Below are 17,794 nucleotides of genomic sequence, written 5' to 3'. Positions count from 1 at the left end.
GTCGACGTCCGAACTGCCTGCCTTTCTGATGATGTTCGTGACGCTCTGCTGACGCTGATGACGGATGTGGACACTGCGGTACGGCGGGACGCGTGCCTCACGGTAGGACAGGGCAGAGAGGCAGCAGGCCGGGGCCATTGCGGCGGCACTGGGGGGAGGTGCTGTTCGCGAGATCAGCCGCCAGCAGGCCCATGCACGGATGACCGAGGGCTTCGGGGCCGACGCCGCCGACGCGGTGCTCGACGTCACGGGCGGCGACGTCAACGACCAGATCCGGCCGGCCATCGTCCTGGGCCGTCGCCAGCACATCCTCTGCACCTACAGTTCCGGCATCGTCCCGCAGGTCGTGGCATCCGCATCGCCCCGAGGGCCGCAGTCCTGCTCGATGGCATCGCCGTCACCGCGATCACCGTCTACGCACTACGCACTGTTCATCGGCCGTCCGGTCGACGGCCGTCACCGCTTGCGCGCGAGCCGTGGACCGCGGCATCCGGGCGGGCCGGGCCGAGCCGGACTTCTGAGTGAGAGACGTACGGGGGACACCGACATCACGCACGCGCTTGCTCAGCCGGTCACCAGGGTGGCTACCGCAGGACGAAGCCGGTGCCGAGGTCGTCCCCGGGACTCAGCTCGAAGCGGTGCTCGCCGGTCCGGTATGCCTTCCCCGTGACCTCGGCGACGACGGCGGGGTAGCCGTCGACAGCCAACTCCTCGACGATCCGCGCGTGAAAGCGGGTGCCGACGATCGAGTCGTGGACGAGGATCTGGCCTGGCTTGAGGTGACCGGTCGCTGCGAGCGCGGCGACGCGGGAGCAGGTGCCGGAGCCACATGGGGAACGGTCGACCTGGCCGTCGGCGAAGACGGTGACGTTTCGCTGATGCGGGTTGCCGTTCTCGTCGATGCCGAGGTCGTCATACAGGATGGTGCCGTAGATGCCGCTGAGGCGGTCGTCGACGGGGTGACGGGCGTACTCGCTTTCGTTCAGCGCCCATTTGACCTCGCGCCCGATCGTGATGAGGTCGGAGTAGTGCTCGGGGGTGACAGCCAATCCTACGCCGGCTGCCTCCAGATGTGCGTAGATGGCGCCGCCGTAGGCGACATCGACGACGACGTCCCCGCGGGACGTGGCGACGGCGATGTGTTCGGCGAGCCGGTAGCCGGGGACGTTGACGAAGTCGACGCCGGAGATCTGTTCACCTGTGGTGTGCACGCGCAGGGTGACCCGGCCTGAGGGCACGTCGATGACAACTGTGGTGATGCCGGAGGGGTCACGGGCGACACGACCGGTCTGCACGGCCCAGACGGCGAGCGCGATGGAGCCGTGGCCGCAGGCTGTTGAGAAGCCGTCCTTGTGCCAGAACAGCACGCCGAAGTGAGCGCCCTCGTCGTCGGGTGGGGTGATGAACCCGCCGTACATGTCGGCGTGTCCGCGGGGTTCGAAGCACAGCAGCTTGCGCAGGTTGTCCACGTCGGGGTTGCCGATGGCGAATATGCGGCGTTCGGCGACGGTGGCCCCCTCGATGGCGACCGGCGGTTCGGGCACGATACGGAACGGTTCACCGCCGGTGTGGTAGTCGGTGGTCAGTACCTGGTGGATGGTCATGTGGTCCTCCACAGAGCTGGTGAGGGCAGGGTGTGAGGCGGTCGGAACCGACCGGCGTCGACGAACTCGGCCGGTTCAGGATCGCGTGACGTCAAGGGGCAGGGCGAGCAGGCGAAGAAGACCCCGGTGAACCTGGTGCCGGTGTCAACGCTGTCAGCCGGCGAACCGGGCCGTCCCCGTATCGACCTCGTCCTTTGATCCCGACAGGTTCTCGTGACCGTGGTCGGCGACGACCAGGTTGTCCTGGATCCGGATGCCGACATCGGGCCACTCCTGAGGTGCGGTGGAGCCGTCCGGATGGGACCGGCACCGCTCCCTCGCCGACTCGGAGCTCGTGCTCGGCCTGCCCTGCCGGGACGCTCGTACGACGGACCCGGCAGTCGCCACCGGTGCGCCGACCGGGACCGTCCGCGATATCGACCCGTCGGTGAATCCGCGTACCGAGGAGTCCACGGCCTTGCGGAGTTCGACGATCTCCCGGTCGTCCTTGACGGGGCGGAGAACGCTGAGCGCCTCTTCGAGTTCGGCGTCACGTTCCTCCTCGGTGGTGACGGCGGCCTCCCAGGGCGGCTCGGATACCCTCGCTGCCACTGCTCGGCGGCTCCCGGACGGTATCCCGCATCGCGCGTGCTCGGCGCTCAGGAGTGCCACTGGCACAGATCGGCCACGGTCGTCGGTCGCATCGTCCCGGAGGACGACGTGGTCCGGACGTACGGGACCGCCGCTGAACTCGCGCTCGCCGACCGAGCCTTCGTCTCCAACTGCCCAGCGATCCCTACGCGGCAGGCCACATGCTCGGTGTCGAAAGTGCTCCAGGCTGGCTCGTTTGAGCATGCGGGGGCGAAGCTATCGGTACGTGGGGCCGGCTGATCGAGCGTCCGCTCGACCGCAGTTGCCTCACTTACGCACCGCTTCCCGGGGGAGCGTCAGACCTCTACGGCATGCTTGTCGGCATGAGCGAAGACGCCTTCTGGCAGCTCATCGAGGACTGCAGGCCCCCGGAGCCCGACCCTGACGCAGACCTTCGTGCAGCCGCGGTGACCGAACGCCTTGCCCGGTCCCCGCTGTCGTTGGTCACCGGCTTTGCCGAACAACTGTCATGGAAGCTCTACCAGCTGGACCGCAAGGAGTACGGACAGGACCTGTCCAGCGACGCCGTCCTTTACACGCGCGCCGCGGCCACTCGGCTGGAGAGCAACCACGCACCCGGGCCCATGTCGAGCCGGTCTGCGAAGCATCGGTCCGGCGTGCGGGGGCGAAACGCCGAGGTGTGCGGCCAAGTCGTCCACCGACAAAGGTTTTTCGAGGTGCCTGTCGGCTCGTTCGAGCGAGCCGTCGCTGGCAAACGGCCCGGGATATCGTGGTCTCCGCAGCTTGAGTACCGGCAGCTACCGCGAGACGTACATCGCCTACCCGGCCGAGGCCGTCCCAGGGTCCGTCGGTTGCTTGAGAACTCGTCAGGTCACGGACGTCGCGCCAGAAAGACGAACTCCTTTCCTGGCCGGTCAGGCGCATCACGCACGCCCTCCACCACATATCCGTGCGCGACCAGGTCCCTCTCGATTTCTTCCCGCTCTCGGAACCGCAACGTCGAATCCGATGTCAGCACCTGGCCGTCCGCTGCGAAGACGTAGGTCCAGCGGAAGGTCACCAGAGGCAGACTCACCTCCAGCAGCTGGACCCAGCTCTCCACGGAGCCGACGCCCGGAATCTCCGCCACACGGTATGATTTCTCGCGGGTCCACTCTTCCCAGAGGTGTCTGGCCGGATCGCGCGTCTCGAAGACCAGACGCCCGCCGGCCGACAGCGCTTCGTGGGTTCGCCGCAGTGTTATCTGCCATGCCTGCGGATCGAGGATGGCCTGGGCGACGTTCGCCGTCATCGTCGCGAGGTCGACCTGCAGCGGCGGAAGGGCCATTGCATCACCACAGATCCACCGAACCCGCTCACTGCCCGGTTTGGCCCGGGCGACATCGATCGATGCCCGGGCGGGATCGAAACCGACGACCTCGATCCCGCGGTCGGCCAGGAGGAGCGCGAACACGCCTGTGCCGCAGCCGATGTCCAGGACCTGGCGCGCATTGAACTCTTCCGTCATCCGGAGGTAGGCGTCGAGATCACTGCGGTCGGGGTCGAGCGGGTCGTAGATCGCGGCGAGCCGCGGGTGCCCGAAGGATTCGTCAGCCATGCGACCGAACGTAGGCAGAGCCGCTCCCGGACGGCTACCGATTTTCGCCGCGCACCACACAGCCGGTGAGTTCCTCGGCCTGCGCGGCGGAGGCCGGGGTGTCGAGCGCACTGTACTGCGCGGCGACCTCGACCCTGCCTGCTTCGGCCGCCCCGACATGGGTCTACGGGTCAGTTCGCCGTATCGGCGAACGTACTGGGCTCGTAGTCGTCCGCCGCGCCCCGGCGGACGGTGACGCCCGTGCGGCTGGTGGCGTTGGCCAGGGCGATGAACATGACCAGGTCGGACAGCTGGTTCTCGTCGTAGTGCCGGGTGGCACTCTCCCATGCGTCGTCGGTGACGCCGCCGGCGGCATCGGCGATACGGTTGCCCTGTTCCGCCAGTTCCAGGGCGGCACATCGCGGCCTCAAGCGCGGACCACGCCGATGGAACGGCTGGAGGCGGAGCGAAGGGCGGGGCGGCCGTTGGACCGCGACGGGGAAGACGGTCCGGCCGGTGTCATCCGACTGATCCAGGCAGTGTGTCTGTCGAAGGCACACCCCACGTAACCTCTCTCCCGTGCCAGCCTCCCGCCTGTATCGCGTCGCCGTCCTTGTGCTCGAAGGTGCGAAGCCACTCGACGTCGGAATTCCCACGCAGGTTTTCGCGACTCGCGCGAGCATGCCGTACGAGGTGCGGGTGTGCGGGCCAGTACCCGGTCTCGTGACCGGCGGCGATGGCCTGTCGTACGGCGTCGCCCACGGCCTCGACACACTTGAGTGGGCCGACATCGTCTTCGTCCCCGGCTACCGGTTCCCGGACCGCGACGACCCCCCGCAGGCCGTCCTCGACGCACTGATCGCCGCCCACGCCCGGGGCGCGCGGCTCGCCGCCATCTCGACGGGCGCCTTCGCGCTCGCCGCCACGGGCCTGCTCGACGGCAAGCGCGCCACGACGCACTGGCATTACACACGGGCACTGATGGCACGGCATCCGCTCGTTCAGGTCGACGAGAACGTCCTGTTCATCGACGAGGGCACTGTGCTGACGTCGGCCGGCGCAGCCTCGGGCATCGACCTGTGCCTGCATATCCTGCGCGGCGACCTCGGGGTGGCCGCATCGAACCATGCGGCCCGGCGCCTTGTCGCGGCCCCCTACCGCAGCGGTGGTCAGGCGCAGTACGTGCCACGCATCGTGCCCGAGCCACTTGGGGAGCGGTTCGCCGCCACCCGCGAGTGGGCCCTTCACAGGCTCGGCGAGCCCCTCACCCTAGAGGCGCTCGCCCGGCATGCGGCGGTGTCGCCGCGCACCTTCTCGCGGCGTTTCGTCGAGGACACGGGATACACACCGATGCAGTGGGTCATGCGCGCCCGTGTCGACCTGGCCCGCGAACTGCTTGAGCGTTCGGAGCGGAGCGTCGAGCAGATCGCCACCGACGTCGGTCTTGGCACCGGCGCCAATCTGCGGTTGCACTTCCAGCGGATCCTCGGCACGACACCGAGCGAGTACCGGCGCACCTTTACTCAGGGAGAGTAGCCCGCCATTACCTGGCGAGATCCTTTTGAACCGTGGCGATCAAGCCGCTGTCGTGGACGGACACAGCACGCGAAATTGGTGCCGAACGAAGGGACACCATTCATGACTCGCATCGCCATCAACGGATTCGGCCGCATCGGACGCAACGTGTTCCGCGCACTGCTCGAGCGCGACAGCGACCTCGAGGTCGTCGCCGTCAATGACCTCACGGAGCCCGTCACCCTCGCGCGGCTGCTCTCCTACGACACGACGGCCGGTCGACTCGGTCGCCCGGTGACCGTCGACGGGGACGCCCTCGTCGTGGACGGCCGTCGCGTCATGGTGCTTGCCGCGCGCGAACCGGCGCAGCTGCCGTGGGCCGAGCTCGGCGTGGACATCGTGCTCGAGGCGACCGGCCGCTTCACGTCGGCCGAGGCTGCCCGCGGCCACCTCGACGCCGGTGCGAAGAAGGTGCTCGTCAGCGCTCCGTCGGACGGCGCCGACGTCACACTCGCGTTCGGGGTCAACACGGATGCGTACGACCCGGACGTGCACACCATCGTTTCGAATGCCTCGTGCACGACCAACGCGCTCGCGCCACTGGCCGCGGTGCTCGACGACCTCGCCGGCATCGAGCACGGCTTCATGACGACGGTGCACGCCTACACGCAGGAGCAGAACCTGCAGGACGGTCCGCACCGTGACGCCCGCCGGGCCCGTGCCGCCGCTGTCAACATCGTGCCGACCACGACGGGCGCGGCCAAGGCGATCGGCCTCGTGCTGCCGAACCTCGACGGCAAGCTGTCGGGGGACTCGATACGGGTTCCGGTTCCGGTGGGCTCGATCGTCGAACTCAACACAACCGTCACCCGCGACGTGACGCGCGACGAGGTGCTGGCTGCCTACCGCGTCGCAGCGGAGGGACCGCTCGCCGGCGTACTCGAGTACTCGGACGACCCACTCGTGTCATCGGACATCACGGGCAATCCGGCTTCGTCGATCTTCGACTCGGCCCTTACCCGAGTCGATGGGCGCCATGTCAAGGTGGTCGCCTGGTACGACAACGAGTGGGGATTCTCGAACCGCGTGATCGATACGCTTGAGCTCCTCGCCACCCGCTGACCGCATACCAGGGCGGTACTCCACCTCCGGCGGCCCAGCTGCCCTGCACCTCCTGTGAACGCTCTGGTCGGCCGTCCGGGCCGACCAGAGGGTTCCGCAACTGATTCACAGTACGCAGAGTGCGCACACCCAGCCGTGACGCGCTGCCCGGTCGTCCCGACCCCACGCCGCCGTCATGGATCCGCGTGAGAGGCGTCCGGCAACCCGTTCCCGGTGTCGAGGTTGTGCCTGCATGGCTTGGCTTCCACGCAGGTGGATGGGCCACGCCGGGCTCAGCGAGCGGGCGTGCTGCCACGGTGGCAGCCCCGGCGGTGCCGAGGGCTTCGGTGGTCTTGCGGGTCAAGTCGGTCGGGCTGGGGCCTGGCTCGCCCTTGCGGGCCCGGATGGCCGTTTCGACGGTGACCAGGACGGTGCTGCGGAAGTTGTCGGCCTCCACCGCATCCGCGCTCTTGAGCAGGCCCATCGCCTGCGTCAGGGCCGGCAGCACCCGGTCGGCGATTGCCACCACGGAGTTGCTGTTCAGGTCCGCGCCCCGCCGATTCTCGGCGAGCAGTGCCCGGTCAGACCGGTCGCGGAGGACAGGGCGATGGAAAGCGGCCGGCACCGCTGCCCGCCCGGCCTGTCGAAGGCGGCATCGCTGCCTACAGGGACCCTGCGTCCAGTGATGGAGCGTCATGGCGGGGTCATGCCCGAAGCAGCGGCGACGCGCCGAGGTGCGCCACCGCACACCGGTCTCCCCCCGGTCTGCCGCTAACGGCGTGTGGTGGCATTGAGCCAGTCGTCCACGGCGACGACATCCGCCCACTGCGGGAACAGCTTCTCGGTGAGGAATCGGTGAACCTCGGCGTCGGTGTCCAGGCAGGCGTCGGAGAGGACGGTGAGGCCGAAGTCCAGGTCGTTGGCCTGGCACAGGGTATGCAGCACCACGGCGCTGGTGGCGATGCCGGTGAGGACGAGGCTGTCGATGCCGTGTGCCCTGAGCACCACGTCGAGGTCGCTGCCCGCGAAGGCGCTTGCCCGCCTCTTGGTGACCACCACATCACCCGGCCGGGGAGCGACATCGGGGTGGATTTCCGTGCCCGGTTCGCCCTCGACATGGAGCCCGGCTCGCGCGACGGCGGTGAGCGCCCTGTTGTGCCGGGCGACTTCCGGAAACCCCGGGCGTAATGCGATGACCACGTAGATGACAGGAATGCCTGCCGTCCGTGCACCATCGATCGCCCTGCGCAGGCGCGGCAGGTATCCGGAGCCGTCGTCGGCAATATCCACGACGGCTCGCTGCACGTCCATCACGAGAAGGGCGCTGCTCATACGGTCTCCAGGAACGACGTCAGTTGCGTGCTTGAGCGGGCCGGGTCCGCCACGTCCGGGCAGTACGCGGCCGTCGGCACTGTGGCAGTGTGCCCGCCGCGGACTGGTTTCGCCAGGCGCCTGCAGAGCGAGGTGCAACGGCGCGCGTCCAGCGCACCGTTGATCGCATACGCGGGGGCGGCGATCCCGTGAGCGCGTTTCCAGGTGGCCGTGACCGGCACTGGTCGGCCCGCTTTGCCGGGCGCGTGCTTGCCGAGCGTGCCGAGTGACATATCCCCCGCTCCCAATGCATCGGGCCGGCACCGATGTCGGCCAGGCCGCGGCGCGGGCCGGCGGTGAATTTGCCTCCCTGCTCCGACAGCATCGGAACCCAGTGATCCATCACATGGCGCAGACGCCGGTGGTGGTCGGCGATCCAGTCGTCCGGCGGGACGAGCGGAACCCGCATGGTGACCATGGACCCGGACTCGTCCTCCACAACCACCTCCGGGCAGCCACGCTCGCCGGTGAGCTGGATGAAGATGGACGGGCCGCTGCTCATCTCCATCCAGGCCACGTCTTCACCGGCGTCGAGCCGGTCCAGCGTTCCAGCCTCGAAACGTACAACGCCAGGCCGATACGGCCCGACACGAAGGGCGTCCTGACGACGATCTCGGCGTCGAGTCCGGCGGCTCACCTGGCATTAAGCCCCAGAACACAGACCTTTGCACTGTTCCCCTCGTCACCGGCGAGAGAGATGAGCTCCCTCGGAGGACCGTCGCCCATAGCTGCCCTTTCGTCGGCGAGCAGAGAGATCCTCGCCTGGCTGGAGGGCACTTTCCACCCCATTTTGTCGGCGGTTCCCAAGAGGGAATCGAGCTGCGAATCGATTGCCAATGCGGAAGACAGCGATGACCGTGCGCACGCCGGTTCGGCCTGACACCGCGGAACCCCTGCGCCGGTGTACGCCTCACAAGGCGCTCCACATCACATTGATCCCGTCGTCCTTCACCGGGCACGGCTGGATTGCGCCCTACCCACCCTGATGGCCCGTCCGGACCCTGAGAAGTATGGGGGACACCGAAGGCACACCAGGTCCGGACAGCACCGACAACGCGTTCCAGGCCCTCCTTGAAGGCGCTACCGCTCCACGGCCGCCCGCCCCACCCGACTGTCCGTTCTGCGACCTCCCGCAGGAACGCTATTCCACCCACTACGCAGGCCACTGGGTTCTCCTTGAACCCCGCATCATCGTCCCCGCCCACACCGTGCCCCCGCGCAGGCGCTGGATCATCACTTCGGACGGAGCCGCCATGAATTTGTGGGACGCAGAACCTCTCCCCGGTACCCAGTGCCGGATCGCGCACCGAACGGTCTGCCCCTGCCTCCAGCCCGAAGACCCCTGGCCTTGGACCACCGCGCTCCGACAGGAGAACGAACGGCGGGCACAGCGCCTGTTCAACTTTCCTGAGGGCTGGGGCCTCCCCGGCACCGGCTGACCAAAGGGTCAGCCGGTGCTGTGTGGCGCAGCCGGGTTTGTGCACCTTTGGTGATGCCTCCATCACTCCTACCGCCTGTACCCCCGGATCAGCGCTCTGGTCCGCGGGACAGCCGTGTCGTCACCAGGACTACGAGCCCGGTCCTGCATCCTGTGCCCATGACCGACACCTTTGACCACACGCCGCACGTATGGAACGCGGCACAGCTCCGCGAAGCCATCAAAGACCTGCCCGACGACACGCCCATCCACATCGGTGTCGCCGAAGACCCCGGCGACTTCGACGGGTATCGGGAATCCGTCCTCGTTGACGCCCACCACGTCGAGAACTGGTGGCCGGCCACCTCGACCAGTCCGGAGCGCACGGAGACCGAAAAGGCGTTGACCCTGTTCGCGGACTGGACGGCCGGCGAGTACAACGTACTCGACTGATTCCCGCCGCAGGTCTCAGTCGTGCTGTGGATGCCCGGCAAGGCGTGAGGGTCCGGCCCGCCTCACACGTCCGACAGCTATGCGCCACTGCCAGGCCCGCGATGGTGTCGAGATCCAAGGACTGGGGAGTAGCGGCCCGGTCATGTTCACCCACAGCCGGTCGCTGAACGCTGATGCCGGGCAGGGCCAACTCGAGGCAGTCGTGGACGCCGTGGTCCGGCGCGCGCCGTGTTCACTTCGCTGACCGAGCCATCGCCGCGACCGTCAGCCCGTACGTAGGCCCGACGTTCGAGGAGACCGTCGCTGCCGCCCCCTCCGTGGACGGGCGGCGGCCTGGCGGACTCTCGCCACAGGAGCTCCACGTGCTGGCCGAACTGACCGTCGGCCGAGCCGGCCAAGAGATCGTCGAGCGACTGCACATCATGCCACGCACCGTGAGGGACCCGCATCGAGCACATCCCTGCCATGCGCAACCTCCCCGACCGCGCGGCCGCCGCCCGAGCCGCCGCCTGGGGAATCGACCCCTCCCGCTGACGCGAGCCCGGCAGCGCAGAACGCTTGAACCGCAGTCGTGTCCCTGCGAGTCACCCTGTTTCGTTTCATCAAGCAGCAGGGAGCGATCGCTGGCCCGGGGGGAAGCGCGGTGCCGGACGGCCGTTTCGGCGCGTCGGCCGCGGGCTGGGCCGGAGAATCCTGCTGCGCCACCTGCACGACACAGTGTCGTGCAGGTGGGCCATGGTGAAGCCGTGTTCCTCCGGCTGGCGAGCCAGGCGTGCCACCACCCACGTGGCCCGGTGGGCCATGCCCTCACCGAAGTCTGCGGCCGGGCGTCGCGCCCGCCACATCGTGCGCACCGGGCTCTGCTGCACCCCGGCCGTCTGCTCCCGTCAGCTGCCGGATGTCATCCGCCGGCGCCCCTGTGTAGACGCTCACGCAATTCCCCAGGCGTCGCCGTGTCCCGACAGGGAGGGCTTGTGTCAGTCCCACCACAGCACGAGAAGAAGATGTCGTCGGGATGCATGACGGTAGAACTCGCGGAGGGCACTGAACTGCTCCAGCAGGTAGTTCACGGGGATGCTGACGCGGATCAGGTCCGGCCGCAGGGGTTCGCTCGACGGTTCACCGAAATCGGTGACCGGGCCGGTGCCCGCGGTTTCGGCGAGCCAGGCCGCCTGGAGTGTCTCGGCGGTCAGTACGGCACGCAAGGGTGGGGCGAACAGTGCCGCGATCTCAGCGATTCTCAACGGCTCACCTGAGACAAGGACGAGGTAGTGCGCTGTTCCAATCCGAATGGCGCAGGGTTGGAACACTGCCTCGTCACCAGCCAACTGGATCGCGTGGCCGCCTGCAGTGCGCCCGAGGGCGCACGGGGCGACGCGGTGTCAGAGGCCCGTGCTTGACTGCCCGGTCATGGATGAACAGGAACTGCTCGCTGCCGTTCGCACACTGGTGACTCACAACCGCCAGAAGTTGGTGTGCAGCCGGGCCGGTCATGGTGAGGACCATGCCTGCCTGCCGGCGGACGAGGACATCGACCTGAGTGTGCTGATCAAGCAACTGAGAGCACAGTACGGGCAGTTGCGTAACCTGGCCATGGACGGGTACGTCGATCCGACGGTGACCGGACGCACTGGAGCGCCACTCCTCGTCCCTTTCGGGGACCAGGTCGTCGAGATGTGTGCGTGGAAGTACGCCGACTGGTGGGTCGGCTGCGGTGGGGTCCGGGACGACGGGGTGGTGAAGCCGGTGGTGCTGGTGGCCGGGCAGGCCGTACACCAGCACCCGGACGCGGAGGCGGTCCCTCGGCAGCCGGACGCGCAGGTCGGAACATCGCGGCAGCAACCGCTGGCGAAAGCCGCACCGAAGGAGCAGTCGGATGGGTTGACGCAGCAGACGTCCTGGGTGGACCAGGTCGTCGCAGCCACCGGATGGACACGGGAGCGGGGCGACGAGGCTGTCGACTGGGCGACGGTCGAGTCCCGGCTCGGGACAGCGTTGCCCGGAGATTACAAGGAACTGGTCGAGCGGTTCGGTTACGGTGACTTCGACGACTACCTCGGCCTCCTGATTCCCAACGGCCCGCCCGGCAGCCTCGACCTCATCGAGTTCAACGAGTTCTGGGCCCGGGCGGCCGCGGACGACGGTGGCGGGCCATGGGAGCCGTACCGCCTGTACCCGGCCCCGGGAGGCCTGTTGCAGTGGGATGTCGAACGGGGGCGGGGCAGGAGCCGGCTGTACACGGGCGCGCGTTCCGTACCCCTGCCCACGGCTCGGGCTTGGAGGATGCCTGTAGGCGCCGGGACCGAAGGGCGGCACGGCGCACTGGAATGCTCAGGAAGGACGCGCCGCCCCCGTCCGGGCCCGTCGGCTTCGGACGGCTCCCGGACGCGTGGTGCACACTGTTATGCAGACAGGATCCCCAACAGGGCCGCGCTGAACTCCTCGGGGCGTTCCAGGTGTACGGAATGCCCTGCCCCGGGCACGGCGACCTCTCGCACCGAGCCGCCGGCCGTCGCGTACTGGTCCAGGACATGACGGGTCTGTGCCACCATCGGCTGGGCAGGGGTCCCGTCCCAGCCCGGCATAACGCCGATCGCACCCAGGTGTGCCAGGTCGAACATCGAGGTGTCGGAGACGATGACGTCGTCCTCGCCGCGTACCCACAGCACCGGCGGTTTGGGATCGATCATGTGCAGGTCGCAGATGCGGAGGTGCGTCGGCGCAAGGCAGTTGAGCACCCCGCGGGTGCCCGGCGCGATCCCCGGCCAGGCGGAGGACGACGAGCTGTCGCCCGGGTAGTGATCGTCACCGGTCCGTGTGGTGAGCATGGACTCGACGTACTCGTCCTCGTGCTCGGGGCGCATCGGCGGCTTGACGTAGCAGGTGGCCAGGACGGTGCGGGGCGAGAGCGGCGATTCCTCGCCGCGGTCACCCTTGGCGAGCAACCGGACGAACTCGGGGTTGGCCGTGCCGCCGCCCGAGCCGGCTCCGTCGGGGGAGTTGAGGGTGCCGTCCGGCCCGTGCGTACCGCCGAAGCCGTACGGGGAGACGGGGCTGACCAGCGTCAGTGAACGCACCGCGGCCGGGTGGTCCCGCAGATACTGCATGACCACCCCTCCACCCATGGACCAGCCCACCAGGTGTGCCCGGTCGACTTCTAGGGCGGCGAGCAGCGCGGCGAGATCGTCGGTGTAGTCGAGCAGTCCGCGTGTCGCGTCGACCGGCAGGGGGTCTGTGCCGCCGAAGCCGCGCAGGTCCACGGCGATGGGGCGGTAGCGCTGCGGAAGGGTGAGCAGGGCGGTGCGCCAGAAGACGGAGGAGGAGACGTTGCCATGGACGAAGACGACCGGCTCGCCCTCGTCCCGGATGTCGAGGATCTGGACGGTCAGCCGGCCGGTGGAGACACGGCGGGTGCGGAGTGAGGCCATTTCGGGTCCTTCAGAGAGCCGGTTGGCGACTTGGGAGGTGGCCGTGCTGTGCCAGCCCGGTTCAAGGTGGTTGGCGGTCGTGATGGTCGCCTCGGCCGTCCGAGGGGTAGCCCTCGGCGCGAAATCCGCTGGTTGTGTCGAGATAGTGGTCGACACGCTCCCAGCCGTTGGCGACGGTGCCGACTCCGTGGCTCGCCTCAAGGGTGAGATACGCGGGTGGCTCGGCGGTCACGGCGTTTCCGCCGGCGGCCGGCAGCCCTGCCACCCCTGCCGGGACCAGGGCGGGCAGCAGCCGCCACCGACGCCCAGTGCCCCGTCCGTTTCGCATCTCCCTGCCTCCCCGGCCACGATGCCGATGCGACGCACACGCTAGGGAAGGGGCGGTCGGGGGCGGGATGTGCGTGGGCCACACAAGGGGAGTGATCCGTATGGGGTCAGGTGTCGGACGAGGGCGATACCCGGCAATGGAGCCACGGGGCTGGGTTCGCCGGTGCGTCGGGTGCCGGTCTTCATGCCGACTCGGACGTGGCGATCGCCCGGCCGGGTTCGCCGGTGTCGCGCACGGCATCCGTACGAGCGAGCTGGGGCGGTGTCCGGCGGAAGGCGGTCATTGGCGGCGGGTACTTCCCCACGCGGGTCAGGCGAGGGCGAGGAAGAGCTTCTCCAGCTGCTCCTGCGGCATGGGCCGGGCATGGGGGTCTTCGTTGGGGGTCTTCGGCGAGGGACTGCCACATCCCGCTGGCCACGATCTTGAATCCGACCCGGTCCAGTGCCCGGAGACAGCGGCCCGCCGAGTATGGCGAGGGCCGGGACGGCGAGAAACCCGCCGCCCCGAGCACGCCGCAGCTGAGGCCGATGAGGAGGAAGGAAGCGACGACCAGGGCGGTTACCGGGGGCTCCGCAGGTCTGCGATCACCCTGCGGATGTCGGGGCGCGGCCCGCGGTTGTACGGCAGCTTGGAGAGCAGGACGCCCATGGCACAGGAATTGCTGACGGCCGCGTACGTCAGGCCGGCGCCGATCGCCGTGCCGATCAGGTGTACGCCGGGCACGAACACGCCGACGAGGCCGGTGGTCAGGACGATCGAGCCGGCCACGAGCCGGACCTGGCGCTCCATGTCCCACCGTTCGGGCCCCCGGTTCACGGGTGCGCCGGCCGTCTCCCAGGCGACGATGCCGCCCTCCAGGACGCGGAGGTTCGGCAGGCCGGCGTCGGCCAGGGCCTTCTCGGCCTGGGCGGCACGGGCCCCGGAGCGGCAGACGAGCACGACGTCCTCGTCGAGGTGGGCCACGAGCTCGGCCCGGTGCTCGCGCAGGATGCTCATGGGCACGTTGTACGAGCCCGGGATGTGCGCCGTACGGAACTCACCGGGCGTACGTACGTCGAGCAGGCGTGGGGCCCGTCCTTCCTGGACGAGCCGGTGCAGCGCGGTGGGGGTGAGGGCGGGGGCGGGGGTTGTGTTCACAGGGGGTTCCGTTTCAGGTCGCTCGAATATACCCATGGGGGTATATGTTGGGGTGTGAGGGGCCCGGCGGGCTGCGGGGCCCCTCACAGTGGGGATGCTGCTCAGGCAGTGACGGGCTCGGAGGCTGTAAGAGCCCAGGCGGCGTATCCGCCGAGGAGGTCGGAGACGTCCCGGAACCCTCGGCGGCGCAGCAGGCTGGCCGCGATGGAGGAGCGGTGGCCGCCGGCGCAGTGCAGGACGAGGGGCCGGTCGGCGGGCAGCTCGTCGCTGCGGGCGGGCAGTTCGCTCAAGGGGATGTGCAGGGCGGAGCCGATGAGGCCATTCGCCTCGCGTTCGCCGCAGGTGCGGACATCCACGACGACGGGAGGGTTGTCCCCGGAGAGGGCGGTGCGCAGGTGTGCAGCGGTCACACGGCTCGCCGGGGTGACCTCGTCCGCCAGCGTCTCCAGGCCGTCCTCGGGGTTTCGCAGGTATCCGACGGCGCGGTCGAAGCCGATCCGGGCCAGGCGGGTGACGACCTCCTCCTCCCGGTTCTGCGGTGCCATGACGACCAACTCGTCGGCCGGGTCGAGCACGGTGCCGGCCTGCTCGGCGAACCGCCCGTCGGCGGGCACGTTCACCGCGCCGCGCAGGTGTCCGACCGCGAACTCCTGCGGGTCGCGTGCGTCCACGACGACCGCCCCGGCGGCACGCAGCCCGGTGAACTCGGCGAGCGTCAGCGGTCGGGGGGCCGTTGCCGCCCCGTACCGGGCGCGGTCCTTGCGGTTCAGCTCGGCGTCGTAGGCGAAGTAGCCGGGCGCGGCGGACTGGCCGGCGGTGACGAGCGCGACGAACTCCTCCCGACCCATCGGCACGCACGCGTAGTTGGTGGTGCGCTGCTCACCGATGGTCGACTGCTTCTCGGTCGAGAGGTTCTTGCCGCAGGCGGAGCCGGCGCCGTGCGCGGGGAAGACGCGGACCTCGTCGGCAAGGCCCATCAGCTTGTTCTGGACGCTGTCGTGCAGCATCGCGCCGAGCTCCTCGGCGGTGACGCCGATCGAGGCGAGCAGGTCGGGGCGGCCGACATCGCCGATGAACAGCGCGTCGCCGGTGAGGACGCCGTACGGCACGGTGTCGTCGGCGTTTTCGTACACGAGGACGCTGATGGACTCGGGAGTGTGCCCCGGCGTCTCCATGATCTCCATGGTGACGTCGCCGAGGGAGATCCGCTCACCCTCGGCGAGCTCACGGATGGGGTACTCGGTCTCGGCCCGGCGGCCGTAGCCGATCCAGGCGCCGGTCGCGTCCGCCATCTCCAGGTGGCCGGCGATGAAGTCAGCGTGGAAGTGCGTGTTGATCACGCCGACCACCGTGAAACCGCGCGCGGCGGCGTCGGCCAGGTACTCGGAGACGTCCCGGCGCGGGTCGACGACCACCGCCTGGCCCGTGCGCTCGTCGGCGATCATGTACGACGCGTGGGAGAGGCAGTCGAGGTAGTACTGGGTGAAGAACACGGCAATCCTTTCATGAAGAACGCGCACCCGACGTTGGGTGCGGGGTGCGGGGTGCGGGGTGCGGGGTGCTGGGGGGATGGAGCCTTTGCATACTCGTCGCATTCGCGGAGTCGATGACGGCCGTGCCATGGGCGAGCTCGGCCGCGAAGATGTCCGGACCTGCTTCACGCATCGAGGTATCCCTTGCTTCAATACCCCCCCAGGTATCTATGCACTCGACCGTAAGCCGGTACCCCAGGGAAGTCAAATACCCCCCTAGGTATTCAGGATCACAGTGGGTTGCGTGCCGAGGTGCTCGAGGATCAATACCCAAGGGGGTATTCTGAACTGCGCGTACGTGCCTCCGGCTGGATGGGGGCCATCGAGAATGGCGCGCTGGCTCGGCGAGTGACGCCTCGCCCTACGCGCACGGCGGGTTTGCCCGTACACGCGCATCGGCGTAGCCCGGGTCCGGCGGTGCGCCTTCCGCCACTCCGCACGTGCCCGGAGGAGATCAGCTTGTGAACGCCACGCCTGCACTCACTGCGCCGTCCGACGCCTCCGGGCGTCCGGTCCGCCTCGGCCTGCGGGAGAACTGGCTTCAGTTCTCCCTGCTCGTAGCCGTCAACATCGCCGTAGGCGGGCTGGTGGGCCTGGAACGAACCACCGTGCCGCTCATCGGTACCGACATCTTCGGTCTGACCAGCGACCTGGCCGTGTTCTCCTTCATCATCGCCTTCGGCCTCACCAAGGCGCTGACGAACCTGGCCGCCGGCGCCTTGACGGCACGCTTCCGCCGGAAGCAACTCCTCATCGCCGGCTGGCTGATCGGCGTCCCCGTACCCTTCGTCCTCGCCTGGGCGCCGTCCTGGGGATGGATCGTCGCCGCGAACGTCCTGCTCGGCCTCAATCAGGGCCTGACCTGGTCGATGACCGTCAACATGAAGATCGACCTCGTCGGCCCGAACCGCAGGGGTCTGGCCACTGGTCTGAACGAGGCCGCAGGCTACACCGCTGTTGGCGCTGCCGCCCTGCTCACCGGCTACCTTGCCACCTCCTACGGCCTGCGCCCCATTCCGGAACTCATCGGCGTCGTCTTCGTCGTCGCCGGTCTCGCTCTGGCCCTCCTGGTACGGGACACCGCCGCGCATGTCGCACTCGAACTCGCCCGACACACGGAGCCCCTGCCCACCGGAGAGAACGTCGGGCTGGCATCCGCGTTCGCGCGGACCTCCTGGCGCGACCGTTCCTTGCGCGGCGCCAGTCAAGCCGGACTGGTCAACAACCTCAACGATGGCCTCACGTGGGGCGTCTTCCCCCTGCTGTTCACCGATTACGGCCTCGGGATCGCCGCCGTCGGCCTCATCAAGGGTCTTTACCCGATCCTGTGGGGCGTCGGCCAGATCCTCACCGGCCATCTCGCAGACCGCACAGGCCGTAAACCCCTGATCGTCACGGGCATGCTCGTCCAGGCCGTCGGCTTCGTCCCGGCCCTCACCCTGCTCGACCGGCCCCTGCTCGCCGGGATCCTGTCAGCCGTCGCGCTCGGCCTGGGCACCGCCATGGTCTACCCGGCCCTCATCGCCTCCGTCTCCGACCACGCCCACCCCGCTTGGCGCACCAACGCCCTGGGCACCTACCGCTTCTGGCGCGACATCGGCTACGCCGCCGGAGCCCTCGTCGCCGGCATCCTCGCCGACACCCTCGGCCTCCACGCCACCGTCATCGCCGCCGCCGTCCTCACGGCCGCCTCTGGCCTCCTCGCCGCCCGCTGGATCACCGACCACGCGAAGACCTGACA

At 68.8% G+C, this 17,794-nt stretch carries 14 protein-coding genes and 5 pseudogenes; 7 read left to right on the top strand and 12 right to left on the bottom strand.

The window, feature by feature from the left end:
- Positions 1-584 precede the first annotated feature (584 nt).
- The gene (locus ACWCQ6_RS23020; protein ID WP_451091982.1) at positions 585-1,604 is read right to left on the bottom strand and encodes a proline racemase family protein; all 1,020 of its coding nucleotides are present in this window, start codon (positions 1,602-1,604) and stop codon (positions 585-587) included.
- Between the two features lie 423 nt (positions 1,605-2,027).
- A pseudogene (locus ACWCQ6_RS23015) lies at positions 2,028-2,177 on the bottom strand (aminopeptidase P family protein); the annotation flags it as partial.
- Between the two features lie 368 nt (positions 2,178-2,545).
- On the opposite strand from ACWCQ6_RS23015, the pseudogene ACWCQ6_RS23010 reads away from it, so the two are divergent.
- Positions 2,546-2,725, top strand: a pseudogene (locus ACWCQ6_RS23010) (DUF4240 domain-containing protein); the annotation flags it as partial.
- Between the two features lie 341 nt (positions 2,726-3,066).
- Here ACWCQ6_RS23010 and ACWCQ6_RS23005 read toward each other — a convergent pair.
- Together ACWCQ6_RS23005 and ACWCQ6_RS23000 are read right to left on the bottom strand one after the other, a co-directional pair.
- Positions 3,067-3,792, bottom strand: coding sequence for a class I SAM-dependent methyltransferase (locus ACWCQ6_RS23005; RefSeq protein ID WP_451091980.1), 726 nt, complete (start codon positions 3,790-3,792; stop codon positions 3,067-3,069).
- 170 nt (positions 3,793-3,962) lie between these two features.
- Positions 3,963-4,187 (bottom strand): annotated as a pseudogene (locus tag ACWCQ6_RS23000) (carboxymuconolactone decarboxylase family protein); the annotation flags it as partial.
- 163 nt (positions 4,188-4,350) lie between these two features.
- Here ACWCQ6_RS23000 and ACWCQ6_RS22995 point away from each other — a divergent pair.
- Both ACWCQ6_RS22995 and gap read left to right on the top strand, forming a co-directional pair.
- Positions 4,351-5,307 carry a GlxA family transcriptional regulator gene (locus tag ACWCQ6_RS22995; RefSeq protein WP_451091978.1) on the top strand — a complete coding sequence of 319 codons (957 nt, stop codon included), beginning with the start codon at positions 4,351-4,353 and terminating at the stop codon, positions 5,305-5,307.
- 102 nt (positions 5,308-5,409) lie between these two features.
- Positions 5,410-6,408 (top strand): type I glyceraldehyde-3-phosphate dehydrogenase, encoded by a 999-nt coding sequence (gene gap / locus ACWCQ6_RS22990; protein WP_451091976.1) that lies wholly within the window; start codon positions 5,410-5,412, stop codon positions 6,406-6,408.
- A 750-nt stretch (positions 6,409-7,158) separates the two neighbouring features.
- On the opposite strand, the gene ACWCQ6_RS22985 is transcribed toward gap, so the two are convergent.
- The 3 genes and pseudogenes from ACWCQ6_RS22985 to ACWCQ6_RS22975 all read right to left on the bottom strand — a co-directional run.
- Positions 7,159-7,719, bottom strand: a complete 561-nt coding sequence (locus ACWCQ6_RS22985; protein ID WP_451091974.1) for a cysteine hydrolase family protein — start codon at positions 7,717-7,719, stop codon at positions 7,159-7,161.
- A complete protein-coding gene (locus ACWCQ6_RS22980) occupies positions 7,716-7,991 on the bottom strand; it encodes a hypothetical protein (RefSeq protein ID WP_451091992.1) in 276 nt (91 codons plus the stop codon). The genes ACWCQ6_RS22985 and ACWCQ6_RS22980 overlap by 4 nt, the downstream gene beginning before the upstream one ends.
- A 158-nt stretch (positions 7,992-8,149) precedes the next feature.
- Positions 8,150-8,260, bottom strand: a pseudogene (locus ACWCQ6_RS22975) (DUF5959 family protein); the annotation flags it as partial.
- 508 nt (positions 8,261-8,768) lie between these two features.
- On the opposite strand from ACWCQ6_RS22975, the gene ACWCQ6_RS22970 reads away from it, so the two are divergent.
- Both ACWCQ6_RS22970 and ACWCQ6_RS22965 read left to right on the top strand, forming a co-directional pair.
- Entirely contained in the window at positions 8,769-9,197 is a 429-nt protein-coding gene (locus tag ACWCQ6_RS22970) for a DUF6083 domain-containing protein (protein WP_451091972.1), read from the top strand.
- A gap of 158 nt (positions 9,198-9,355) precedes the next feature.
- Positions 9,356-9,628 carry a DUF6225 family protein gene (locus tag ACWCQ6_RS22965; protein WP_451091970.1) on the top strand — a complete coding sequence of 91 codons (273 nt, stop codon included), beginning with the start codon at positions 9,356-9,358 and terminating at the stop codon, positions 9,626-9,628.
- 977 nt (positions 9,629-10,605) lie between these two features.
- On the opposite strand, the gene ACWCQ6_RS22960 is transcribed toward ACWCQ6_RS22965, so the two are convergent.
- Complete coding sequence (locus ACWCQ6_RS22960; protein WP_451091968.1) at positions 10,606-10,872, bottom strand: hypothetical protein; 267 nt, start codon at positions 10,870-10,872, stop codon at positions 10,606-10,608.
- 166 nt (positions 10,873-11,038) lie between these two features.
- Here ACWCQ6_RS22960 and ACWCQ6_RS22955 point away from each other — a divergent pair, with 166 nt between their 5' ends.
- Entirely contained in the window at positions 11,039-12,163 is a 1,125-nt protein-coding gene (locus ACWCQ6_RS22955) for an SMI1/KNR4 family protein (protein ID WP_451091966.1), read from the top strand.
- Here the strand turns inward: ACWCQ6_RS22955 and ACWCQ6_RS22950 are convergent.
- From ACWCQ6_RS22950 to ACWCQ6_RS22935, 4 genes and pseudogenes are all read right to left on the bottom strand, one after another.
- Positions 12,115-13,056 (bottom strand): annotated as a pseudogene (locus ACWCQ6_RS22950) (alpha/beta fold hydrolase); the annotation flags it as partial. The gene ACWCQ6_RS22955 and the pseudogene ACWCQ6_RS22950 overlap by 49 nt on opposite strands.
- 61 nt (positions 13,057-13,117) lie before the next feature.
- On the bottom strand, positions 13,118-13,384 hold the full coding sequence (locus ACWCQ6_RS22945) for a hypothetical protein (RefSeq protein WP_451091964.1): 267 nt from the start codon (positions 13,382-13,384) through the stop codon (positions 13,118-13,120).
- A gap of 558 nt (positions 13,385-13,942) precedes the next feature.
- Positions 13,943-14,557 carry a rhodanese-like domain-containing protein gene (locus ACWCQ6_RS22940; RefSeq protein WP_451091962.1) on the bottom strand — a complete coding sequence of 205 codons (615 nt, stop codon included), beginning with the start codon at positions 14,555-14,557 and terminating at the stop codon, positions 13,943-13,945.
- A gap of 65 nt (positions 14,558-14,622) precedes the next feature.
- On the bottom strand, positions 14,623-16,014 hold the full coding sequence (locus tag ACWCQ6_RS22935; RefSeq protein WP_451091960.1) for an MBL fold metallo-hydrolase: 1,392 nt from the start codon (positions 16,012-16,014) through the stop codon (positions 14,623-14,625).
- Positions 16,015-16,514: 500 nt separating this feature from the next.
- Here ACWCQ6_RS22935 and ACWCQ6_RS22930 point away from each other — a divergent pair, with 500 nt between their 5' ends.
- Positions 16,515-17,792: an MFS transporter gene (locus ACWCQ6_RS22930; RefSeq protein ID WP_451091958.1), complete on the top strand. Its 1,278-nt coding sequence runs from the start codon at positions 16,515-16,517 to the stop codon at positions 17,790-17,792.
- Positions 17,793-17,794 lie beyond the last annotated feature (2 nt).

The sequence above is a fragment of the Streptomyces sp. NPDC001880 genome (assembly GCF_053594575.1).
The sequence above is the reverse complement of the archived record's forward strand: the minus strand, read 5'-3'. Positions and strand labels throughout refer to the sequence as shown.

Coding starts and splice junctions, on each gene's coding strand:
- ACWCQ6_RS23020 (WP_451091982.1), bottom strand. CDS start 1,604: ATGACCATCCACCAGGTACTGACCACCGACTACCACACCGGCGGTGAA.
- ACWCQ6_RS23005 (WP_451091980.1), bottom strand. CDS start 3,792: ATGGCTGACGAATCCTTCGGGCACCCGCGGCTCGCCGCGATCTACGAC.
- gap (WP_451091976.1), top strand. CDS start 5,410: ATGACTCGCATCGCCATCAACGGATTCGGCCGCATCGGACGCAACGTG.
- ACWCQ6_RS22985 (WP_451091974.1), bottom strand. CDS start 7,719: ATGAGCAGCGCCCTTCTCGTGATGGACGTGCAGCGAGCCGTCGTGGAT.
- ACWCQ6_RS22980 (WP_451091992.1), bottom strand. CDS start 7,991: ATGTCACTCGGCACGCTCGGCAAGCACGCGCCCGGCAAAGCGGGCCGA.
- ACWCQ6_RS22970 (WP_451091972.1), top strand. CDS start 8,769: ATGGGGGACACCGAAGGCACACCAGGTCCGGACAGCACCGACAACGCG.
- ACWCQ6_RS22965 (WP_451091970.1), top strand. CDS start 9,356: ATGACCGACACCTTTGACCACACGCCGCACGTATGGAACGCGGCACAG.
- ACWCQ6_RS22955 (WP_451091966.1), top strand. CDS start 11,039: ATGGATGAACAGGAACTGCTCGCTGCCGTTCGCACACTGGTGACTCAC.
- ACWCQ6_RS22945 (WP_451091964.1), bottom strand. CDS start 13,384: ATGCGAAACGGACGGGGCACTGGGCGTCGGTGGCGGCTGCTGCCCGCC.
- ACWCQ6_RS22940 (WP_451091962.1), bottom strand. CDS start 14,557: ATGGGTATATTCGAGCGACCTGAAACGGAACCCCCTGTGAACACAACC.